The organism is Citromicrobium sp. JLT1363, from assembly GCF_000186705.1.
Taxonomy (GTDB): domain Bacteria; phylum Pseudomonadota; class Alphaproteobacteria; order Sphingomonadales; family Sphingomonadaceae; genus Alteriqipengyuania.
In genome coordinates this window covers 1-20,444 of sequence record NZ_AEUE01000005.1, presented here as the reverse complement: position 1 = coordinate 20,444, position 20,444 = coordinate 1, and the positions used below count along the sequence as shown (strand labels likewise).

Annotated in this window: 21 protein-coding genes; 11 read left to right on the top strand and 10 right to left on the bottom strand. The window is 65.9% G+C overall.

The genetic code is table 11. From position 1 onward, the window contains the following. The 4 genes from ADAD_RS0109780 to sciP form a co-directional block, all read right to left on the bottom strand. The coding region (locus ADAD_RS0109780; protein ID WP_010413239.1) for an efflux RND transporter permease subunit at window positions 1-3,249 on the bottom strand (3,249 nt) is incomplete at its 3' end. A 6-nt stretch (window positions 3,250-3,255) separates the two neighbouring features. Next, window positions 3,256-4,464: an efflux RND transporter periplasmic adaptor subunit gene (locus ADAD_RS0109775; protein ID WP_010413237.1), complete on the bottom strand. Its 1,209-nt coding sequence runs from the start codon at window positions 4,462-4,464 to the stop codon at window positions 3,256-3,258. Between the two features lie 241 nt (window positions 4,465-4,705). Further along, a complete protein-coding gene (locus ADAD_RS0109770; RefSeq protein WP_010413233.1) occupies window positions 4,706-4,975 on the bottom strand; it encodes a GlsB/YeaQ/YmgE family stress response membrane protein in 270 nt (89 codons plus the stop codon). 117 nt (window positions 4,976-5,092) lie between these two features. Continuing rightward, window positions 5,093-5,392, bottom strand: a complete 300-nt coding sequence (gene sciP / locus ADAD_RS0109765) for a CtrA inhibitor SciP (protein WP_010413229.1) — start codon at window positions 5,390-5,392, stop codon at window positions 5,093-5,095. Between the two features lie 397 nt (window positions 5,393-5,789). On the opposite strand from sciP, the gene mnmA reads away from it, so the two are divergent. Next, window positions 5,790-6,956 carry a tRNA 2-thiouridine(34) synthase MnmA gene (gene mnmA / locus ADAD_RS0109760; RefSeq protein ID WP_010413226.1) on the top strand — a complete coding sequence of 389 codons (1,167 nt, stop codon included), beginning with the start codon at window positions 5,790-5,792 and terminating at the stop codon, window positions 6,954-6,956. A gap of 4 nt (window positions 6,957-6,960) precedes the next feature. Here mnmA and ADAD_RS0109755 read toward each other — a convergent pair whose 3' ends face one another. After that, on the bottom strand, window positions 6,961-7,326 hold the full coding sequence (locus ADAD_RS0109755) for a hypothetical protein (RefSeq protein ID WP_010413224.1): 366 nt from the start codon (window positions 7,324-7,326) through the stop codon (window positions 6,961-6,963). A gap of 31 nt (window positions 7,327-7,357) precedes the next feature. Between ADAD_RS0109755 and ADAD_RS0109750 the strand changes: the two genes are divergently transcribed. Beyond that, window positions 7,358-8,491 carry a serine hydrolase domain-containing protein gene (locus ADAD_RS0109750; protein WP_010413222.1) on the top strand — a complete coding sequence of 378 codons (1,134 nt, stop codon included), beginning with the start codon at window positions 7,358-7,360 and terminating at the stop codon, window positions 8,489-8,491. 3 nt (window positions 8,492-8,494) lie between these two features. On the opposite strand, the gene ADAD_RS0109745 is transcribed toward ADAD_RS0109750, so the two are convergent. From ADAD_RS0109745 to pdxH, 3 genes are read right to left on the bottom strand one after another with little or no spacing between them, the layout of a single operon-like run. After that, window positions 8,495-9,295: a PhzF family phenazine biosynthesis protein gene (locus tag ADAD_RS0109745; RefSeq protein WP_010413220.1), complete on the bottom strand. Its 801-nt coding sequence runs from the start codon at window positions 9,293-9,295 to the stop codon at window positions 8,495-8,497. After that, window positions 9,292-10,269, bottom strand: a complete 978-nt coding sequence (locus ADAD_RS15820) for a cation diffusion facilitator family transporter (RefSeq protein WP_010413218.1) — start codon at window positions 10,267-10,269, stop codon at window positions 9,292-9,294. The genes ADAD_RS0109745 and ADAD_RS15820 overlap by 4 nt, the downstream gene beginning before the upstream one ends. Then, window positions 10,266-10,889: a pyridoxamine 5'-phosphate oxidase gene (gene pdxH / locus ADAD_RS0109735; protein WP_010413215.1), complete on the bottom strand. Its 624-nt coding sequence runs from the start codon at window positions 10,887-10,889 to the stop codon at window positions 10,266-10,268. Before pdxH ends, ADAD_RS15820 begins: the two co-directional genes overlap by 4 nt. A gap of 81 nt (window positions 10,890-10,970) precedes the next feature. On the opposite strand from pdxH, the gene ADAD_RS0109730 reads away from it, so the two are divergent. Then, window positions 10,971-11,999, top strand: a complete 1,029-nt coding sequence (locus ADAD_RS0109730) for a mannose-1-phosphate guanylyltransferase (RefSeq protein WP_010413212.1) — start codon at window positions 10,971-10,973, stop codon at window positions 11,997-11,999. Next, entirely contained in the window at window positions 11,996-12,796 is an 801-nt protein-coding gene (locus tag ADAD_RS0109725) for a class I mannose-6-phosphate isomerase (protein ID WP_010413210.1), read from the top strand. The genes ADAD_RS0109730 and ADAD_RS0109725 overlap by 4 nt, the downstream gene beginning before the upstream one ends. Here the strand turns inward: ADAD_RS0109725 and ADAD_RS0109720 are convergent, their stop codons facing one another. After that, window positions 12,797-13,834 carry a DUF354 domain-containing protein gene (locus tag ADAD_RS0109720; protein ID WP_010413208.1) on the bottom strand — a complete coding sequence of 346 codons (1,038 nt, stop codon included), beginning with the start codon at window positions 13,832-13,834 and terminating at the stop codon, window positions 12,797-12,799. Between the two features lie 163 nt (window positions 13,835-13,997). Between ADAD_RS0109720 and ADAD_RS0109715 the strand changes: the two genes are divergently transcribed. From ADAD_RS0109715 to rfbD, 7 genes are all read left to right on the top strand, one after another. Then, window positions 13,998-14,951 (top strand): DnaJ C-terminal domain-containing protein, encoded by a 954-nt coding sequence (locus tag ADAD_RS0109715; RefSeq protein ID WP_010413206.1) that lies wholly within the window; start codon window positions 13,998-14,000, stop codon window positions 14,949-14,951. A gap of 7 nt (window positions 14,952-14,958) precedes the next feature. After that, the gene (locus ADAD_RS0109710; protein ID WP_010413204.1) at window positions 14,959-15,993 is read left to right on the top strand and encodes a YihY/virulence factor BrkB family protein; all 1,035 of its coding nucleotides are present in this window, start codon (window positions 14,959-14,961) and stop codon (window positions 15,991-15,993) included. Next, window positions 15,990-16,814 carry an enoyl-ACP reductase FabI gene (fabI, locus tag ADAD_RS0109705; protein ID WP_029140049.1) on the top strand — a complete coding sequence of 275 codons (825 nt, stop codon included), beginning with the start codon at window positions 15,990-15,992 and terminating at the stop codon, window positions 16,812-16,814. Before ADAD_RS0109710 ends, fabI begins: the two co-directional genes overlap by 4 nt. A 102-nt stretch (window positions 16,815-16,916) precedes the next feature. Beyond that, a complete protein-coding gene (gene rfbA / locus ADAD_RS0109700; protein ID WP_010413200.1) occupies window positions 16,917-17,798 on the top strand; it encodes a glucose-1-phosphate thymidylyltransferase RfbA in 882 nt (293 codons plus the stop codon). Continuing rightward, a complete protein-coding gene (gene rfbC / locus ADAD_RS0109695) occupies window positions 17,795-18,361 on the top strand; it encodes a dTDP-4-dehydrorhamnose 3,5-epimerase (protein ID WP_010413198.1) in 567 nt (188 codons plus the stop codon). The genes rfbA and rfbC overlap by 4 nt, the downstream gene beginning before the upstream one ends. 5 nt (window positions 18,362-18,366) lie before the next feature. Beyond that, the gene (gene rfbB / locus ADAD_RS0109690; RefSeq protein WP_010413195.1) at window positions 18,367-19,425 is read left to right on the top strand and encodes a dTDP-glucose 4,6-dehydratase; all 1,059 of its coding nucleotides are present in this window, start codon (window positions 18,367-18,369) and stop codon (window positions 19,423-19,425) included. Beyond that, complete coding sequence (gene rfbD / locus ADAD_RS0109685; RefSeq protein WP_010413193.1) at window positions 19,422-20,294, top strand: dTDP-4-dehydrorhamnose reductase; 873 nt, start codon at window positions 19,422-19,424, stop codon at window positions 20,292-20,294. The genes rfbB and rfbD overlap by 4 nt, the downstream gene beginning before the upstream one ends. 1 nt (window position 20,295) lies before the next feature. On the opposite strand, the gene ADAD_RS17225 is transcribed toward rfbD, so the two are convergent. Next, entirely contained in the window at window positions 20,296-20,406 is a 111-nt protein-coding gene (locus ADAD_RS17225; protein ID WP_272941323.1) for a sugar transferase, read from the bottom strand. Window positions 20,407-20,444 lie beyond the last annotated feature (38 nt).

The following is a 20,444-nucleotide window of genomic DNA, read 5'->3' as shown; positions in this document are numbered from 1 at the left end:
AAGAATGCCCGAAAGCGCGGTCGGGATCATGCCCGCCGTCATGGCGAAAGTGGTCATAACGATCGGCTGCGCGCGCTTGTGGCCTGCATCGAGGATCGCGTCCATCTTGTCGCGCCCTTCGGCCATCGCCTCGATCGCGAAGTCGATCAGCAGGATCGAGTTCTTGGAGACGATGCCCAGCAGCAGCAGCACACCGATATAGACCGGCATGGATTGCGGCTGGCCGACCAGCCAGACGAGGAAGATACCGCCCAGCGGCGCCAGCGCGAGGCTGGTCATGTTGACCAGCGGGCTCATCAACCGCTTGTAGAGGAGGACCAGCACCGCGAAGACGAGCAGGATGCCCGAGATGACGGCATACATCAGGCTCACCTGAAGCTCCTGCTGCCACTGTTCCTCGCCCACCGCATCGCGGGTGACGCCCTGCGGCAGGTCCTGCAGCGCAGGAAGCGCGTCGATCTGTTCGCGCGCGGTGCCGCTGACGACACCCTCCGCAAGATCGGCGCCGACCAGCACGCGGCGGCTCTGGTTGTAGCGCTGGATCGCGGTGGGGCCGGAACCGAAGCTGACGTCGGCCACCCGCGAAAGCGGCACGGTGCCGCCGCCCAGCGTGGGCACGGGCAGGTTCTCGATCGTGGTCAGGCTCTCGCGCGAGGATTCGGGCAGCTTGACCGTGATCGGGATCTGCCGGTCCGAGAGGGAGAACTTGGCCGCGTTCTGTTCGATCTCGCCCAGCGTGGCGATGCGGATCGTCTGGCTGAGCGCCGCGGTCGACACGCCGAGGTCGGCTGCGAGGTCGGGGCGCGGCTCGATAATCAGCTCGGGCCGGTTGAGGTCGGCCTCGATCCGGGGCGCGACAAGCGTATCGAGCCCCTGCACCTGTTCGACCAGCTCTGAAGCGGTTTCTTCCAGAACGGCCGGGTCCGATCCGGCCAGCATAACGGTGATGTCGCGGCCGCTGCCCCCGCCACCGCCTTGCTGCGACTGGAAGCGCACGCGGGCATCCGGGATCTTGGCAAGCTCGGGGGCAAGCTGGCGTTCGAACTGGATCGAGGTGCGCTCGCGATCGGGCTTGAGGGTGACGTAGAGCGTCGCGTTACCCATCCGCACGCGTTCCAGCGCGCGTTCGACTTCAGGCTGTTCGTACAGCAGTGCGGCAACGCGGTCGGCCACCTGTTCGGTGTCTTCCAGCGTGGTGCCCGGCACCATCTCGATCTGCACCTGGCTGTTGTCGCTGTCGACGTTGGGCTGGAACTGGCCCGGCACGCTCATGAACAGCTGGACCGTCAGCAACAGCGCGAAATAGCCGATCATCAGCATCCATACGCGGTGGTCGTAGAAGCGCGCTTCGAGATAGCGCCAGACCTCATGCATGCGCCGGCCAAAGGCCCTGCTCAGCAGGCCCAGCCCCTTGAGCAACAGCCAGCCGACCCCGAACGAAAGGACGCCAACCACCATGAGCTGCACGACGCCCACGAGACGATTGTAGAACTGCCCGGCCAGGGATTCGGGTGAAGACGCAACCGCCGCGCCGACCTTGTCCGCCAGGCCCAGGCTGCCGATCATGCCGTTCAGGATGAAGAACGCCGCACCCGTCGCACCGATCAGCAACAGGACGGTGACGAGCAGCATCGGGAGGTAGGCAAACCGCTTCTTTGGCGGCTCGATTCCCTCGCGCCGACGTTGCATCTTGCCGCGTTCCAGCGACCAGTGAAGGATGCCCATGTAGCGATCCATCATCGGCCCTTCGCCATGGGTCGCATGTCCCTTGGACTGGAGGAAATAGGCCGCCAGCATCGGCGTGATCATGCGCGCAACGGCCAGCGACATGAGCACCGCGATCACCACGGTGATCCCGAAGTTCTTGAAGAACTGGCCGGAAATACCCGGCATCAGGCCGACGGGGAGGAACACCGCGACGATGCAGAAACTGGTCGCGACCACCGGCAGGCCGATCTCGTCCGCCGCGTCGATCGACGCCTGGTAGGCATTCTTGCCCATTCGCATGTGTCTGACGATGTTCTCGATCTCAACGATCGCATCGTCGACCAGCACGCCTGCCACCAGTGCGAGCGCCAGCAGCGACAAAGAGTTCAGGTTGAACCCCAGCAGGTCCATGAACCAGAAGGTGGGAATCGCGGAAAGCGGGATCGCGACGGCAGCGATGAAGGTCGCACGCCAGTCGCGCAGGAAGAAGAACACCACGACGACCGCGAGCAGCGCGCCCTCGATCATCATCGCCATCGAGCTTTCGTACTGCTCCTCGGTATATTTCACCGAATCGGACAGCTGGATGAAGCGCACACCGGGGTTTTCGGCCTCGATTTTCTCGATTTCCGCCAGTGCGCCCTGGAAGGTCGACACGTCCGAGGCACCCTTGGCGCGCGACATCGCGAAGTTGACGACTTCCTTGTCCTGAACCTTGCTGATGGAGGTCTGTTCGGAATAGCCATCGCGCACCGTGGCGACGTCCGCCAGCTTCACGGTGCGACCGTCGCCCAGCTGGATCTGCTGCTGGGACAGCGCATAGGCATCCTGGCTGTTGCCCAGCACGCGGACGGACTGACGCGTACCGCCCACCTCTGCCGCACCGCCGGCGGCATTGAGGTTGTTCTGCCGCAGCACATTGTTGAGCTGGCTGGCGGTCACGCCATAGGCCTGGATCCTTTCCAGATCGAGGATGACCTCGATCTCGCGATCGACACCGGCGAAGCGGTTGACCTCGGCCATGCCCTCCACGCTCAGCAGCCGTTTGGCGACGACATCGTCGATGAACCAGCTGAGCTGTTCGAGCGTCATGTCATTGGCTTCGACCGCATAGATTCCCAGGAAGCCGCCAGACACTTCCTGTTTCGAGACCCTGGGTTCCAGGATGCCATCGGGCAGGGAACCGCGCACCGTATCGATCGCATTGGTCACTTCGGACACGGCATCGTCCGGATCGATGCCGATCTCGAACTCGATGAACGTGCTCGAATTGCCCTCCGAAGCGGTCGAGTTGATCGTCTTCACGCCGTTGATGGAGCGCACAGCGGATTCGACCAGCTGGGTGATCTGGTTCTCGATCTCGGTCGGCGCGGCGCCGGGCTGCGAGATGCTGACATTGACCGCGGGGAATTCGACGTCCGGGTTGTTGACCACGTCCATCGACCGGAAGCTCAGCACGCCCGCAAACAGCAGGGCCGTGAAGATCACCAGCGGTATGACCGGATTGCGAATCGACCAGGCGGAGATGTTGCGGAAATCCATGACCGGTCAGTCTTCCTCGTCCCGCATGACAGGGTCCACACGCTCTCCGGGATTGAGGAAACCGCCAGCCCGCAGCACGATCCGCTCGCTGCCGGAAATGCCGCTCTGGATAGCGATCCCGCGCGAGGTCACCATACCGGTCTCGACCGGGCGGCGCTGAACGGTGTTGTCGGCATCGACAATATAGACGTAGCTGCCATCGTCGTCGGCGAGGACGGCGCTTTCGGGAAGCAGCGGCGCCACGGTGGTCCCGCTACGGATGGTCGCGGTCGCGAAGCCGCCGGGACGCAGGCCGGGCGCGTAGGAAAGCGCGATGCGCGCAGTACCCTGCCGGCTCTGCTCGTCCACGGTCGGCTCGATCTGCCAGATCTGCCCCTGGTAGGTCTCGCTCGCCCCGACCGGCGAGACTTCGGCACCGACGCCCACGGAAAGCTGCTGCAGCTCGTTCTCGCCGACACGCGCGCGCAGTTCCATCTGGCCGTCTTGCGCGATCACGAATGCGGATGACGTGCCCGCGCCCACGGTCTGGCCGGGTTCGATATTGCGTTCCAGCACCAGGCCCGAGGCGGGCGCGACGATGTTGAGCCGCTGTGTGCGCTCGCGCAGCTCGGCGAGCTGGGCCTGCGCCACATCCACCCGGGCGCGCGCGGCGTCGCGCGTTGCCGTCAGCCGGTCGACATCGGCGGTCGACACGAACCCGCGTTCCACCAGCTGCAGCGCGCGGTCGAGATTGTTCTGTGCCAGTTCCGCGTCGGCCCGCGCAACCTGCACCTGCGCCGCCTGCGCGCGCGCCTGCTGGTTCTGGACGGAGCGATCGATCGAAGCGAGCACCTGGCCCTGGCGTACCCACTGGCCTTGCTCGACATTGACGGAAACCACACGGCCACCCTCGCCCACGACCCCCACGGGCAGTGCGCGACGCGCGCCGATCGTGCCGGTAGCGGTGATCGTACCCTCGATCGTCGCGCTGCCGGGCTGGATCACGGTGATCTGCGGGGCTTGGCCTTCGGTGCCCGCGCTCTCCGGAGCCGCATTCGTGGAACTGAGGAAAAACCACAGCGCCACCAGGGCAAGAACGACGCCCAGTGCAATGATGAGGTAAAGCCGCGTGCGCCCGCCGCCACCGGCATCTTCGGTACCGGCCGAAGCGGTGCCGAAGGAGGTTCCTGCGGGACGGGTCTTGTCGTCTCGGCCGGCCGAGGGCTGGAAATTCATTCTCGCTGGTCCGTTCGCAAAGGCGTTATTGGCTCGCATCCGCACGCAGGCGGGCGAGCCATTTAATCCTCAATGCCCTACGCTGGCGCGATCCTACAGGCAATCACCCGCTCTACCAACAGCACAGCGAGCCGGACAAAGGGGAAGCGGGCGCGATCGGGAAGAGCAGCGTCGCACACGTAAAAAGGGCGGCGCACCCACTGGTGCACCGCCCCGAACTCAATGCATTAACCCGATATGCTTAGCGCACGCGTCCGCGCTGAACCAGATTGGCGATCGCCAGCAGGATCACCGCGCCGACGATGGCCACGATGAAGCCGGTCAGGCTGAATTCGCCGATCGGGCCGCCCACGCCGAAGAAAGCATTGCCGACCCAGTTGCCGATCAACGAACCGATCAGGCCGACGATGATGTTCCAGAAGATGCCCATCGAGGCATCGCGGCCCATGATCATGCTGGCAATCCAGCCTGCCACGCCGCCTACGATAATCGCGATAATCCAACTCAGCATGTCCCAACTCCTGTTTTTGTTGCGCCCGTGTCAACTACGGGTCTGCAACGGAGCGGGGGGATGGCAGGTTCCCGACCTGCGACGAATTGCACGCATGCGGGCCGCGCGCGCCGAGGCTCAGTACTTGAGCTGGCGCTCGTAAAGATCGCGGTAGTGCTGGATGCGGGTTACGCGCAGGCCCTGCATGCCCGAGCGATCGACCGCGCGTTGCCAGGATGCGAACTCCTCCAGCGTCAGGCCATAGCGTTCGAGCACCTCGTCGATCGTCAGCAGGCCACCATTGACCGCCGCGACGACCTCCGCCTTGCGCCGGATCACCCAGCGCTTGGTCTTCGGGGAAGGCAGGTCGGCCAGCGTCAGCGGCTCGCCAAGCGGGCCGATCACGTGGTCGGGTTTGATTTTCTGGTTCTCGATCATCGGTTCTCTCGGTGGCGCCTGGGGGCATTCTCTGCGCTGAACACTCCGCTATCCCCGTCCGCTTTGCGGCTCGCTAAAGAGCTAGGGTTAATGCCGCGTTCGTCTTTTGCTGCGGTCTGGCCGAAGGAGGGCCCGGCACGGGCGAGAAGGCCATTTTCGCCCCGGCGCATGGCACGCGAGAGGTTGATGGCTGCGGCGAGTTCCGCCCAGCCGACCCGCCTCAGGCCATCTTTGCCCGGCGCATTTTCGTGCGCCGCAATCCGGTTAACTCCTTCGAACATGGCGAATCTTCTAGATCAGGGATGGTCAAGATTGGGTAAATGCACCCTTCGTTCGGCCCCATCCGCCGTTTCCTTGCCTCACCCCGGGGCCGACCTATATGGCGGGCCGAGCACTTATGGCCGATTCAACCTATCTCACGAGCGCCGGGGAAGCCGCAGCGCTGTTCGATCTGCCGCGCCCAGCCGCGGATTGCCGCATCGTCGTCGCCATGTCGGGCGGGGTCGACAGTTCGGTGGTCGCCGCCCTGGCTGCGAAGACCGGGGCGGACGTGGTCGGCATCACGCTGCAGCTTTACGATTACGGCGCGGCAACGGGGCGCAAGGGTGCCTGCTGCGCGGGCGACGACATCGCAGATGCGCGCGCCGTGGCCGACCGGCTGGGCATCGCGCACTACGTGTTCGATCACGAAAGCGCGTTTCGCGAATCGGTGGTCGAACAGTTCGCCGACGATTACCTCGCGGGCCGCACACCCGTCCCCTGCATCCGCTGCAACGTGGGTCCCAAGTTCACCGACCTGCTGGCCATGGCGAAGGAACTGGGGGCGGATTGCCTGGCGACCGGGCATTACGTGAAGCGCGTGATGGGCGCCGTTGGACCGGAACTGCACCGGGCGCAGGACGCCAGCCGCGACCAGTCCTACTTCCTTTTCGCCACCACGCAGGAGCAGCTCGATTTCCTGCGCTATCCTCTGGGCGGGATGCCCAAAACGCGGGTGCGCGAGCTGGCGGAGGATGCGGGGCTGCGCAATGCGGCCAAGCCCGACAGCCAGGATATCTGCTTCGTGCCCGACGGCAATTATGCCAAGATCGTCAAGAGCTTGCGGCCCGAAGGCGCGACGCCGGGAGCCATCGTCCACGCACAGACGGGGGAGACGCTGGGCGAGCATGCCGGCGTGATCCACTTTACCGTGGGCCAGCGGCGCGGGCTGGACATCGGCGGCCAGCCCGAACCGCTCTACGTCGTCGAACTCGATGCCGATACGGCCCAGGTGCGCGTCGGCCCCAAGGCCATGCTGGCCACCGCCAGTGCGCAGCTGGTCGATACGAACCGCATAGGCCCGCTGCCGCCACCCGAATCGGGCGTGCCGCTGACGGCAAAGGTACGCTCGCTCGCCAAGCCGGTGCCCATTCGCCTCAAGGGATCGCTGGGCGAGGGCGCGGGCGTCACCATCGCGTTCGAACAGCCCGAATTCGGCGTCGCGCCGGGGCAGGCAGCGGTAATCTATGCGGGCGAACGGGTCGTTGGCGGCGGCTGGATAGAGCAGACCACGCCTGCCGCCTGAAGGTTCAGTCCTCCCACTCCTCCAGCACGCAGCCGTAGCCTTCGCGATAGGTGGCCGTCTGGCTGGCCACCAGCGGGAAACTGGCGGTCACGCTCTTGCTCGAAGGATCTTCGGACAGGCTGACCATTTCCATGCCTGCTACCTTGTCCTTCGCGCAGTCTCCGATCGAGCGCCCGCCGATATAGCGGCACGCGCAGCCCACCCGCGCGGCGTAGGATGCGCCCGTCACCGCATAGCCGTTGATCGCGGTGCGGTTGGCGAACCAGGCGATCGCCGCAATGCTCGCCAGAACCAGCAGGAGGACAAGGAGGATGCGCGGCCAGAGCCGCTTTCGGGCGGGCGCGCGTGGGATGGTTTCGGTCGTTGCCAAGCGGGCTTCTCTCGTGCGAATTGCTGAGCCCATGTTCTCGCGCCGCCACCATCTGCTTGCAAGCCCTGTGTGCCTCGCCATTGCCCTCGCCGGATGCAGCGGCAGCGACGAGGCCGATCCGGGGCCCAGCGAGGTAGAGCTGGCCGCCGTGGCCGAAGCACCGGGCGTGGGCAGACAGCGGCTGGCGATGGAATTCGGCGACCTGTTCGAAAGCGATCAGGCGCTTGGCGAAACGCGCGCGGCGCTGGTGCTGCACGAAGGCGAGATCGTGGCCGAACGCTACGGGCCCGAATACGACGCCGACACGCGCTTCATCAGCTGGTCCATGGCCAAGACGGTCACCGCAGTGATGATCGGCATGCTGATCGCGGACGGCGCGCTGGAGCTGGACGCACCCGCCCCGGTGGAGCTCTGGCAGCGGCCCGGCGATGCGCGCGCCGACATTACCTTGCGCCACCTGCTGCAGATGCGTTCCGGGCTCGATCATACCGAAGCCGGCGATCCGCCCTACGAATCGAGCGAGGTACGGATGCTGTTCCTCGACCAGCGCGACGACATGGCGGAGTTCGCCAAGGCCCAGCCGCTGGAGGCGGAGCCGGGCGAGAAATTCGAATATTCGAGCAACACCACCGTAATCCTCGCCGATATCGCGGCCGATGTGCTGAGCGAGGGAAGCGACGATCCCGAGGAACGCCGCACTGCGGTGGACACCTATCTGCGCACACGGCTTTTCGAGCCGCTGGGCATGGATTCCATGGTCCCTGAATACGACGCTTCGGGCACGCTGATCGGCGGCAGCACCATCCATGCAACGGCGCGCGACTGGGCCCGGTTCGGCGAATTCCTGCGCAACCGCGGCAGCTACCGCGGCACGCAGCTGGTCCCGCGCCAGTGGATCGAGTTCATGCTGGAGCCGAGCCCGCCCGCCCCCTTCTACGGCGGGCAGACCTGGCTCAACACGCAGGCCTCCGACCCGCAGAACTCGCTCTATCCGATCGATCAGCCCGCCGGGATTTTCGCCGCCATCGGCCACATGGGCCAGTACATCGTGGTCTCCCCGCAGCAGCGCCTCACCATCGTGCGGCTGGGCCATTCCGACGCCGAGGAACGACGCGCCCTGTTGCGTCAGATCAATGACCTGATCGAGCTGTATCCGGCGCAATAGGCGCTATTCGGGCAGGTGGAACAGCCCTTCGACCACCGTCACGCAGGGGCCGCCCAGCCACACGCGCTCTCCATCCATCCGGCATTGCAGGATGCCGCCCCGCCCGGAGGCCTGATACGCGCTGATCGTGTCCCTCCCCAGCTTCTCGGCCCAGAAGGGCGCGAGCGCAGCATGGGCAGAGCCCGTCACGCTGTCTTCGGGCACGCCCCAGGCGGGCACGAACACGCGGCTGACAATGTCGTAATCCTCGCCCGGCGCGGTACAGATGACCATGCGATCGATCTTCCCGAGCGCCTGCATGTCGGGCTGGAGATTGCGCACCGCAGCCTCGTCTTCCAGCAGGACGATGGTGGTGTCCTCCGCCCCGCTCACCGATTCGAACAGCGGCGCCTTCACGTGCAGCGCACTCAGCAGCGAAGGGAGCTGGTTTTCCTCCACCCGCGTGATCGGAAGGGCCAGTTCGTAGCCCTGCTCCATCGCGCGCACCTCCAGAATGCCAGCCTTGCGGGTGCGGAAGGTCACGGCGTCGCCGCCGTCCCGCTTCAGCAGCACATGCCCCGCCGCCAGCGTCGCGTGGCCACACAGCGCGACCTCGCTGGTCGGCGTGAACCAGCGCAGCTCCCAGTCGGCGGACCCATTGGCATCGCGCACCACGAAGGCGGTTTCGGCGAAGCTGTTCTCCTCCGCGATTGCCTGCAGCGTCTTGTCGGGCAGCCACAAGGTGAGGGGCATCACCGCGGCCTGATTGCCGGTGAAGGGACGATCGGCGAAAGCATCGACATGCCAGTAGGGCAGCGCGCTCATGTCGGGGTCTCGTCGTGGGGGCCGGTCATGCGTCGTTCTCCAAACCTGCTGAACTGGTCTTCCTCGACCAGCGTGTTCCTGGGCTCGTCCACATGACCTTCGGGGTCGATGTGGATCAGCACTTCCGCATCGGGAAACTCCGCGTGAAGGTCTTTCTCCACCCGCTCGATGATGTCGTGCGCCTGCTCAACGGTGTAATCGCCGGGAAGGTCCACATGGAATTGCACGAAGTCGATCCCGCCGCTGGTACGCGTGCGCAGATCGTGCAGGCGGGAGAGTTCCGGATGACGCGCGGCGACCGCGACGAAGCGGCGGCGCTTTTCCTCCGGCCACTCGCGATCCATCAGGTGATCGATGGCCTCGCTGCCCGCCCGCCATGCGCCCCACAGCAGCCAGCCGGCAATCCCCAGGCCGAACAGCGGGTCCGCCCCCGCCAGCCCGACATAGCGATCCAGCACCAGCGCCGCGATCACCGCCAGATTGAGCAGCAGGTCGGACTGGTAGTGCAGATGATCGGTCGAGATGGCGAGCGATCCGGTGCGGGCGATGACGAAGCGCTGGTAGGCCAGCAGCGCGAAGGTGGCGAGGATCGCGATCATACTGACCACGATGCCTTCCTGCGCCGCGGCGACACGCTGCCCCTCCGCCAGCGCTTCGGCGGACTGCATGGCGATCCCCGCTGCCGACAGCGCGATGAGCATCACCTGGAAGATCGCCGCGAGCGCCTCTGCCTTGCCATGCCCGAAACGGTGCGTGCGATCCGCAGGCCGCGCGGCGATGATGACGCCGGTCAATGTTGCAAGGCTGGCGATCAGATCGAGCGCGCTGTCCGCCAGCGAACCCAGCAGCGCCATCGACTCGGTCTGCCACACCGCCCACAGCTTCAGCCCGACGAGAAACAGCGCCGTGACGATGGAGGCAAACGCGGCGCTGCGCCCGAGAATCGCCCTGTCGCTCGCTGCGCCGCTCCTCATGGATAGAGCAACGTGCTGGTCCACCCGTCGCCGCCCGGATCGCGCGTGAACAGCCGCCTGTCGTGCAGGCGGTTTTCCCGGTTGAGCCAGAATTCGATCCGTTCGGGCGAAAGGGTGAAGCCGGTCCAGTATCCCGGGCGCTCCACCTCGCCGCCCTCGAACCGCTCCTCGGCCGCGCGGTAGCGCTCCACGAAAGTGGCGCGGTCATCGAGCGGACGCGACTGGTCCGACGCGACGGCACCCAGCTGCGAGGCGCGCGCGCGCGAATGAAAATATTCGTCGGCCACGTCATCCGCCACCTGACTCAGCGGCCCTTCGATGCGGATCTGCCGCCGCAGGCTCTTCCAGTGAAACAGCAGCGCGGCATGGGCATTGGCGCGAATCTGCTCGCCCTTGCGGCTGTCTGCATTGGTATAGAAGGTAAACCCGTCCGGGCCGTGCCCCTTCAGCAGCACCATGCGGACCGACGGCCGCCCGTCGGGCGTGGCGGTGGCCAGCGCCATAGCGTTGGAATCATTGGGTTCGCTCGCCCGCGCCTCCGCCATCCAGCGATCGAAAAGACCCAGCGGATCGCTTTGCGGAAGGGCGCTGGTGGCGGGCATTGGTTCGCTTTCGCTCATGCCCCGTCTTCTAGCCCCGCGCCCGCCACCCGGCAATTAGGGCATTCATTTTGCAACCCTTGCTCGCTAGAGCCGGTCCGCATGAAGGGGATGACGACGAAGGGCATACAGCCGGTGATCCTGTGCGGCGGGGGCGGCACGCGCCTGTGGCCGCGCAGCCGGCGCGCGAAGCCCAAGCCTTTCCTGCCGCTGCTGGGGGAGCGCACCTTGTTCCAGCAGGCGCTGGACCGTGTGGGAGAGCGGGGCACTTTCGCGCCGCCCATCGTGGTCGCAGGCGAGGCGCATGTCCCGCTGGTACGCGAACAGGGTGGCGGCGAATTGTCGATCATTGCGGAGCCCACCGGCCGCAACACCGCGCCCGCCATTGCGCTGGCCGCGCACCGCGCGCCCGAAGGCAGCGTGCTGCTGGTCTGCCCCAGCGATCACCATATTGCCGATGAAGCCGCCTTTCGCGCGGCGGCGGAGGCTGCTGCCCGGCTTGCGCAGGACGGCCATCTGGTCAGCTTCGGGATCGAGGCGGTGAGCCCGCATACCGGCTATGGCTACCTGCTGCGCGGAGAGGAACTGCCCGGCGGTTACGCGCTGGAAGCCTTTGTCGAGAAGCCCGACCTGGAAACCGCGCAGAAATTCCTCGCCGACGGGCGCTACAGCTGGAACGGCGGCATCTTCGCCTTCGGGCGCGAACGCTTTCTGGAAGACCTCGCCACCCACCGGCCCGAAATGGCGCGGCTGTGCGAAGAGGCGATCGCGCAGGGCGAGGCGGACGGGGCGGTCTTCCGACCTGCCGAGGCGCCTTTTGCGCGGATCGAAGGCGATTCGGTCGATTACGCGGTGATGGAGAACACCCGGAAAGCCGCGATGGTGCCGGTATCCATGGGCTGGTCGGACATCGGCAACTGGGACGCCCTGCGCGAAGCGCGCGGAGGCGAATCGACCGGCGAGCACGAGCTGCGCGATTGCACGAACGTGATGGTCGACAGCGACGGCCCGCGTGTCTGCGTCGTCGGGATGGAGGACGTGATCGTGGTGGTCGATGGCGATGATATTCTCGTCACCAATGCCCGCGGCGCGCAGTCCGTCGGCAAGCTCGACGGAGCCTCGCGCCAGTGAGGCAGCTTCCGGTCCACCTCGTCCACAAGGTCTGGGGCCGGACGGAGCCGCCACCCCCTTTCGAGAACCCGGGCGAGGAACCGCTGGGCGAAATCTGGTTCGATCCGCCGCCCGAAGTCGCCGGGCTGCTGGTCAAGTTCATCTTCACCGATGCCGCGCTGAGCGTGCAGGTGCACCCGGACGATGCCCAGGCACCGAAGGGCCGGCGCGGCAAGAACGAGTGCTGGTACATCCTCGACGCGGAGCCCGGCGCGACCATCGCGGTCGGCCTGAAACGCGAGATGGACGTGGACGCTCTGCGCGCCGCCGCGCTCGACGGCTCGATCGAGGATCATCTGGGCCGGATCGAGGTGGCGCGGGGGGACTTCTTCTCCATCCCGGCGGGCACGATCCACGCGATCGGGCCAGGCATCAGCCTGCTCGAAGTGCAGCAGAACAGCGACATCACCTATCGGCTCTACGATTACGGCCGTCCGCGCGAGCTGCATCTGGAGGATGGTCTCAGGGTGGCCACGCGCGGCGCCTATGATGCGGCGCTGCACACGCAGGCTCGGGGCGCGGGCTACGAGGAACTGATCGAGGGGCCCTTCTTCCGGGTTGCCACCCTGAGCGGCGCCGCGACCATACCCGAAGGCCGGTTCGCGGGCGATGTGCTGCTGCTGCCACTCGCCGAGGGCGTGTCGCTGGGCGGCGCGCCACTGGCGGTGGGCACCTGCGTGCTGGCGAAGGGCACGCAGGCCCTGTCGGTCGCATCAAATGCGCGGGTCGCGCTGGTGGAAGACATCGCGCGCGGCTGATCAGGTCTGACGAAGGGCCGCGTCGCGTATGGCATCCGCGATGTAGCCTGCCAGATTGGGGCGTTCCGCAAGGTAGGCATCGCGCGCGGCCAGCACTTGCGCGCGGCGATCCTCTGTCAGCATTTCCTCTACCGTGTGCGTCAACCGCTCAAGGCCGGGTTGCCGCAGCGCCGCCAGCATTCCGTGTGCCGCCAGTTCGCGCGTCGTGCCGGGATGGTCGGCTCCGTCGTATATCGCGGGCAAGCCCAGAAACGCCGCCTCGTGCGCCATGGTCGCGCTTTCGCCCGCGTAGAGACGGCACTGCGCCATCACATGATGCAGCGCGCTGCGCTCCCCCCGATAGAGATACCGGTCGAGATGAGACGGCAACGCCCGCTCGCTCGAGATGAGCACGTTGCCGCGGGCCGAGAGCTTTTTGACCAGCGCGCTCAGATCCTCGTCCAACCAGCCCGACTTGCCCAGATCGTGATTGGCTCCCCAGCCGACCGTGCGCAGGAAGAAGTTCTCCTCTCCCTCGATCCAGCCGTTGCGCCGCGCGATATCGGGATCGGCCACGAAATTCTCGGGATGGAAGTAGGACAGCTCCTTCACCCCCGGAAAGCGTGTGGTGCGCCCCTCCGGCACCGGGCCTGCATAGGGCTCGGGCACATAGAGCCGCGTGATGAAGGGCCAGGTCAGCCGGGTCTGCAGGCTTGCCGTATCCGCCGCGTAGAAGCTGACCGAGGGGATGCCGGTGAGCTTGCCGACATGCGCGATCGCCACCCCGCCAAAGCCGACCATCACATCCGGCCTGAACCGGCGTGCCATGCGCCAGATCGCGGCATCGCGGACCACCAGCTCGCGCGCGAGGCCGAAGGTGCCCTTCCCCGCCTTCGAGGCGACCTCGTGCGGCAGGCCGAACTCGTCGAGCAGCGCGCACGCGACATCCTTTTCGCGCGAAGCGACGCGGACCTCGGCCCCCTGGGCCAGCAGCTGCGCCAGCGGATGGCGGAAAAACAGCACGTCTGCCGGGTGAACGATGTCGACAAGAATCCTCATACCCGGTGCTCAGCACCCCCTGCAGCCCCGCACAATCGCGCCACGGCGTTCTTTCCCCGCCCCTTGCGCAACCGGATAGTGCGCATCGCCAGATGTGACCAGCAAGCCCTTCATTTTGCGAAGCGGCTTGCGCGGGGGCGATGCGAAATCTAGCTAACGGGGCATGGCGGACCCTTACGACATTCTCGGAATTGGTCGCTCGGCGTCCGAGCAGGAGGTCAAGAGCGCCTATCGCAAGCTCGCCAAGGAGCTCCATCCGGACCGCAACAAGGACAATCCGAACGCGGCCGAGCGCTTTTCCGACATCACCAAGGCCTACGATCTGCTGTCCGACAAGGAACAGCGCGCACGCTACGACCGGGGCGAGATCGATCTCGAAGGCAATCCGACCAACCCCTTCGCGGGGGCAGGCGCGGGGGCAGGTGGCTTCGGCGGCCGGCCGGGCGCCGGTGGTGGCTATTCCTCGCAGGATTTCCGCGGTTTCGGCGGTGCCGAGGAAGTCGATCTGGGCGATCTGTTCGAAGGGCTGTTCGGCGGAAGCCGTGCAGGGCCGACGGGTGGACGTGGCGGCTTCGGGCGCAGCGCCCCACCCCCGCGCAAGGGCGCGGACATGGCCTATCGCCTGCGCGTGCCCTTCGTGGACGCAGCGCGCCTCGCGCCGCAGCGCATCACCCTGCAGGATGGCAAGACGATCGACCTCAAGCTGCCCGCCGGTGTCGAGAGCGGCACGCAGATGCGGCTGCGCGGCAAAGGGGAGCCCGGCCCTGCCGGGGCGGGCGACGCGCTGGTGACGGTCGAAATCGAACGCCACCCCCATTTCGAGCGCGATGGCGACAATGTCCGTCTGGACCTGCCGATCACGCTGTCCGAGGCGGTGCGTGGCGGTAAGGTCCGGGTGCCGACGGTCGACGGGGCAGTGATGCTCACCATCAAGCCCGGCACATCGGGCGGCACCACCATGCGCCTGTCCGGAAAGGGTTTTTCCAGGAAGAGCGGCGGGCGCGGAGATCAGCTGGTCACCGTGCAGATCGTGTTGCCGGATGATGTCGGCCCGCTGGCGGAAGCGCTCGAGGGCTGGTCCGACGAAAGTGACCCGCGCGCCGATATCGGCGCCTGAACCCGGCATGCGGCGGCTCATTCCCCGCCTGAAGCAGGCGCTGCCAGACCCCGAGGCGCGGCAGATCCATTCGCTCACACCCGAAGACCGGCGGCGCGAGGCCGTTACCCTGCGCCGTGGTATCGCGGTGCCGCAACAGCGGCACTGGCGATCCATCGAGGTCATCCGCCGGGTGGTGAATGGCACCTTCAATGTCGGCTTTCTCTACGCGGGCAACCTTGCCTACATGTCGATGCTGGCGATCTTTCCCTTCTTCATCACCGGCGCCGCGATCTTCGCCGCCGTCGGCGAAGAAGGAGAGCGCGCCGCCAGCATCAACGCCATCCTGCTGGCCATGCCGCCGGTGGTCGCCGACGTGATCGAACCGGTCGCGCGCAGCGTGATCGATTCGCGCCAGGGCTGGCTGCTGTGGGTCGGGGGCGCGGTGGGTCTCTGGACCGTGGGCAGCCTGATCGAGACGATCCGCGACCTGCTGCGGCGCGCCTACGGGACCGAAGCCACGCAGGCCTTCTGGCTGTACCGCCTCGCGTCCACCGGGATGATTATCGGCGCGGTGGTTCTGCTGATGCTCTCGCTGATCGCGCAGGTCATGATCGGTGCCGCACAGCAGGTGATCGAGGCCTATTTCCCCTTGCTGAGCGATGCGCTTGGTCAGCTGGCGCTGGCGCGCTTCGTCCCGGGTTTCGGGCTGTTCGGATCGATCTACGCCCTGTTCTATATCCTCACGCCCAGCCCCTATCGCCAGAAGCGCTATCCGAAGTGGCCGGGCGCGGTGGCGACCACGCTTTGGTGGGTGGGTGTGACGGTCGCCCTGCCGCCGGTCCTGCGCAGCTTCTTCGCCTACAACCTCACTTACGGATCGCTGGCCGGGATCATCATCACGCTGCTGTTTTTCTGGCTCGTCGGGCTGGGGCTCGTTATCGGGGCCCAGCTCAACGCCGCACTCGCCGAGACGCCCGAGGAAGAACGCCTCTCGCGGATGAGTGGCGGCGAACCCCGGATCGCGCCCGAAGCGCTGGCATATGAAAGGAAGGAACCGTGACCTCACTCATGCAAGGCAAACGCGGCCTCATCATGGGGCTCGCGAACGACAAGTCGCTGGCCTGGGGCATTTCGAAAAAGCTGGCCGAACACGGCGCGCAGCTCGCCTTCACCTATCAGGGCGAGGCGCTGGAGAAGCGCGTGCGCCCGCTGGCCGAACAGCTGGGCTCGGACATCCTGATCCCCTGCGATGTCAGCGACATGGACAATCTCGACGCCGCGTTCGAGACGCTCAAGGGCCACTGGGACCAGCTCGATTTCGTGGTCCATGCGATCGGCTTTTCGGACAAGAGCGAGCTGCGCGGCAAGTATGTCGACACCAGCCTCGACAACTTCCTGATGACGATGAACATCTCGGCCTACAGCCTCGTCGCGGTGGCCAAGCGCGCGGCCGCGATGATGCCGCCCAAGGCAGAGGACGGGTCGGGAGGCGGCTCGATCCTGACGCTGACCTATTACGGCGCGGAAAAGGTCATCCCGCATTACAACGTGATGGGCGTTGCCAAGGCCGCACTGGAAACCAGTGTGCAATACCTCGCCAATGACCTCGGGCCGGACAACATCCGCGTCAACGCGATCAGCGCGGGGCCGATCAAGACGCTTGCCGCCAGCGGGATCGGCGATTTCCGCTACATCCTGAAGTGGAACGAGCTGAATTCGCCGCTGCGCCGCAACGTGACGATCGACGATGTCGGCGGATCGGGGCTCTACTTCCTGTCGGACCTGTCCGCCGGGGTGACGGGCGAAGTCCATCATGTCGATGCGGGTTACCACGTCGTGGGCATGAAGCAGGAAGACGCGCCCGATATCGCCTTGGGGTGAAGGGCACCCTGCGAGACCCGAGCAGGGGTGACTCGCAGGGGCGCGGGCGCTACGTGCGCGCGGCAGGCGATTTCCTGCAGGATTACCGGGGGCACGTTTTTCGTGAAAGGCATCATCCTTGCCGGTGGCAGCGGCACGCGGCTCTATCCGGCCACCATGGCGCTCTCGAAGCAGCTGCTTCCCGTCTTCGACAAGCCGATGATCTACTACCCGCTCAGCGTGCTGATGCTGGCGGGTATCCGCGAGATCCTGATCATCTCCACCCCGCGCGACCTGCCCATGTTCGAGAACCTGCTGGGTGATGGATCTGCCTTCGGGATCGATCTGAGCTATGCGGTGCAGCCTGAGCCCAACGGTCTGGCGGAAGCCTTCATCATCGGGGCCGATTTCGTCTCCGGCGGGCCCAGCGCGCTGATCCTGGGCGACAATATCTACCACGGCGAGAAAATGGGCGAGAAGTGCCGCACCGCCGCTGCCGAAGCGGCAGCGGGCGGTGCCAATGTCTTCGCCTACCATGTCGACGATCCTGAAAGGTATGGCGTTGCCGCTTTCGATCCCGAAACCGGCCGGGCGACCAGCATCGAGGAAAAGCCCGCCCAGCCCAAATCCAACTGGGCGGTGACGGGGCTGTATTTCTACGACAGCGACGTCGTCGACATCGCCAGGAACGTACGGCCCAGCGCGCGCGGCGAGCTGGAGATCACCGACGTCAACCGCGCCTACATGGATCGCGGAGACCTCCACATAACCCGGCTCGGCCGCGGCTATGCCTGGCTCGACACGGGCACGCACGAGAGCCTGCACGAAGCCTCCAGCTTCGTACGCACGATCGAGCATCGCACCGGCATCAAGATCGCCTGCCCAGAGGAAGTCGCTTTCCGCCAGGGCTGGCTCTCTGCCGACGCCCTGCTCGAACGCGCGGCGATGATGGGCAAGACCGGCTACGGCGCATACCTCAAGAAGCTGGTGGACCTGCCCGCATGACCCAGTTCGTCCGCCACGCGATCCCCGACGTGATCGAGGTGACGCCGCCCAAATACGGCGATAATCGCGGCTTCTTCTCCGAAGTCTTCAAGCAGTCTGCGTTCGAGGCGGAAGGCATCCGGATCGACTGGATCCAGGACAACCAGTCGCTCTCCGCCCCGGTCGGCACGGTGCGCGGTCTGCACTTCCAGGCCCCGCCGGTGGCGCAGGACAAGCTGGTGCGCGTGCTGCGCGGCGCGGTCTACGATGTCGCACTGGATATCCGGAAGGGCTCGCCCACTTACGGCCAGCATGTCGGCGTGACGCTGTCGGCGGAAAAGTGGAACCAGCTGCTGGTGCCCGTCGGCTTCGCGCATTGCTTCATGACGCTGGAGCCCGATACGGAGGTGCTCTACAAGGTCAGCGGCCCCTATTCGAAAGAACACGAGGGCGCGATCCGCTGGAACGACCCCGCGCTGGGGATCCACTGGCCCGATGTGGGCGCGGAGCCCACCCTGTCGGAAAAAGACCTCGAAGCGCCGCTCTTCGCGGATTTCGACACCCCGTTCACTTACGAAGGCTGAGCCCTATGGACACGATCCTCGTCACCGGCGGTGCGGGCTTCATCGGCTCGGCGGTGGTGCGCCAGCTGGTGCGCGACGGCAAGCGCGTGATCAATCTCGACAAGCTTACCTATGCGGGCAATCCCGAAAGCCTGAAGGTGATCGCAAACGCCACCAACCACCGGCTGGTCGAAGGCGATATCCTCGATAGCGAGCTGGTGCTGAACCTGCTGCGCGAAGAGCAGGTCGACGGGATCATGCACTTGGCGGCCGAAAGCCATGTGGATCGCTCGATCGACGGGCCGGGCGCCTTCGTCGAAACCAATGTGGTGGGCACCTTCCGCCTGCTCGACGCCGCGCTCGAATACTGGCGCGGGCTGGAAGGCGCGAAGAAAGACAATTTCCGCTTCCACCACATCTCGACCGACGAGGTGTTCGGCGATCTCGATTTCGACGATACGCTGTTCACCGAGGAAACGCCCTACGCGCCGTCCTCGCCCTATTCGGCATCCAAGGCGGCGAGCGACCATTTCGTGCGCGCCTGGCACGAAACCTACGGCCTGCCAGTGGTGCTCTCCAATTGTTCGAACAATTACGGGCCCTATCACTTCCCCGAAAAGCTGATCCCGCTCGTCATCCTCAACGCGCTCGAGGGCAAGCAGCTGCCGGTCTACGGCACGGGCGAGAACGTGCGCGACTGGCTCTATGTCGAAGATCACGCCCGCGCGCTGATCACCGTGCTGACGCGCGGCGAGCTTGGCGAAAGCTACAATATCGGCGGCAACCAGGAACGCACGAACCTGCAGGTGGTCGAGGCGATCTGCGATGCGCTGGATGAGCGCCGGCCCCTGGACGGGGGCAAATCGCGCCGCGAGCTGATCACCTTCGTCACCGACCGCCCGGGCCACGACCGCCGCTACGCCATCGATGCCAGCAAGATCGAGCGGGAGCTGGGCTGGAGCCCGCAAGAGACCTTCGAGAGCGGCCTCGCCCAGACCATCGACTGGTATCTCGACAACGAGTGGTGGTGGGGCCCGATCCGCTCGGGCAAGTATGGCGGCGAACGGCTCGGCGGCACGAAGTGAAGATCTTGGTCACCGGTCGCGAGGGGCAAGTCGCCCGATCGCTGGCAGAGCGCGGTAGCGCACATGAACTGGTCTTCGCCGCGCGCCCCGATTTCGACCTCGCGGACGCAGGCAGCATCGCCCGCACGATCGAGAACGCCCGGCCCGATCTGGTCATCTCCGCCGCCGCCTACACCGCCGTCGACCAGGCTGAGGACGAGCCGGAGCTGGCCATGGCGATCAATGGCGAGGCGCCCGGTCATATCGGACGCGCTGCCGCTTCTGTCGGCGCCCCCGTGGTGCACCTCTCGACCGATTACGTGTTCGACGGCAGCGGCGAGCATGCTTGGCGCGAGGAAGACCCGACCGGTCCCATCGGGGTTTACGGCCGGACCAAGCTGGCGGGCGAGCAAGCGCTGGCAGCCTCGGGTGGGGCCCATGCCATCCTGCGCACCGCATGGGTCTACAGCCCGTTCGGCAACAATTTCGTCAAGACCATGCTGCGCCTTGCCGAAAGCCGCGATGCACTGAACGTCGTGAAAGACCAGTATGGCAACCCGACCAGCGCGCTGGACATTGCCGATGCGCTGCTCGCGGTGGCAGACCGCTGGCAGGATGCGCCCGGTCATGGGACGAATGCCGTGTACCACTTCGCGGGCACCGGATCGACGAACTGGGCCGATTTCGCCCGCGCCATCTTCGATTCGAGCAGGAAGCGCGGCGGCCCGACCTGCGAGGTGACAGGTATCCCCTCGTCCGATTACCCGACCAAGGCACAGCGCCCTGCCAACTCGCGGCTCGACAGCGCGAAGTTTGCGGACACCTTCGGCCACGCGGCTCCCAGGTGGCAGGAATCGCTGGACGCAACGGTCGCCCGGCTGGTCGGCTGAACTATTTCGAACCGAAGCCGGTAACGACCGTGTGGATCGTGCGCATCACGATCAGCACGTCGAGCCAGAACGAGAAGTACTTGATGTAGTAGAAGTCGTACTGGAGCTTGATGTCGATATCCTCAAGCGTGGCGACATGCCCCTGGTTGA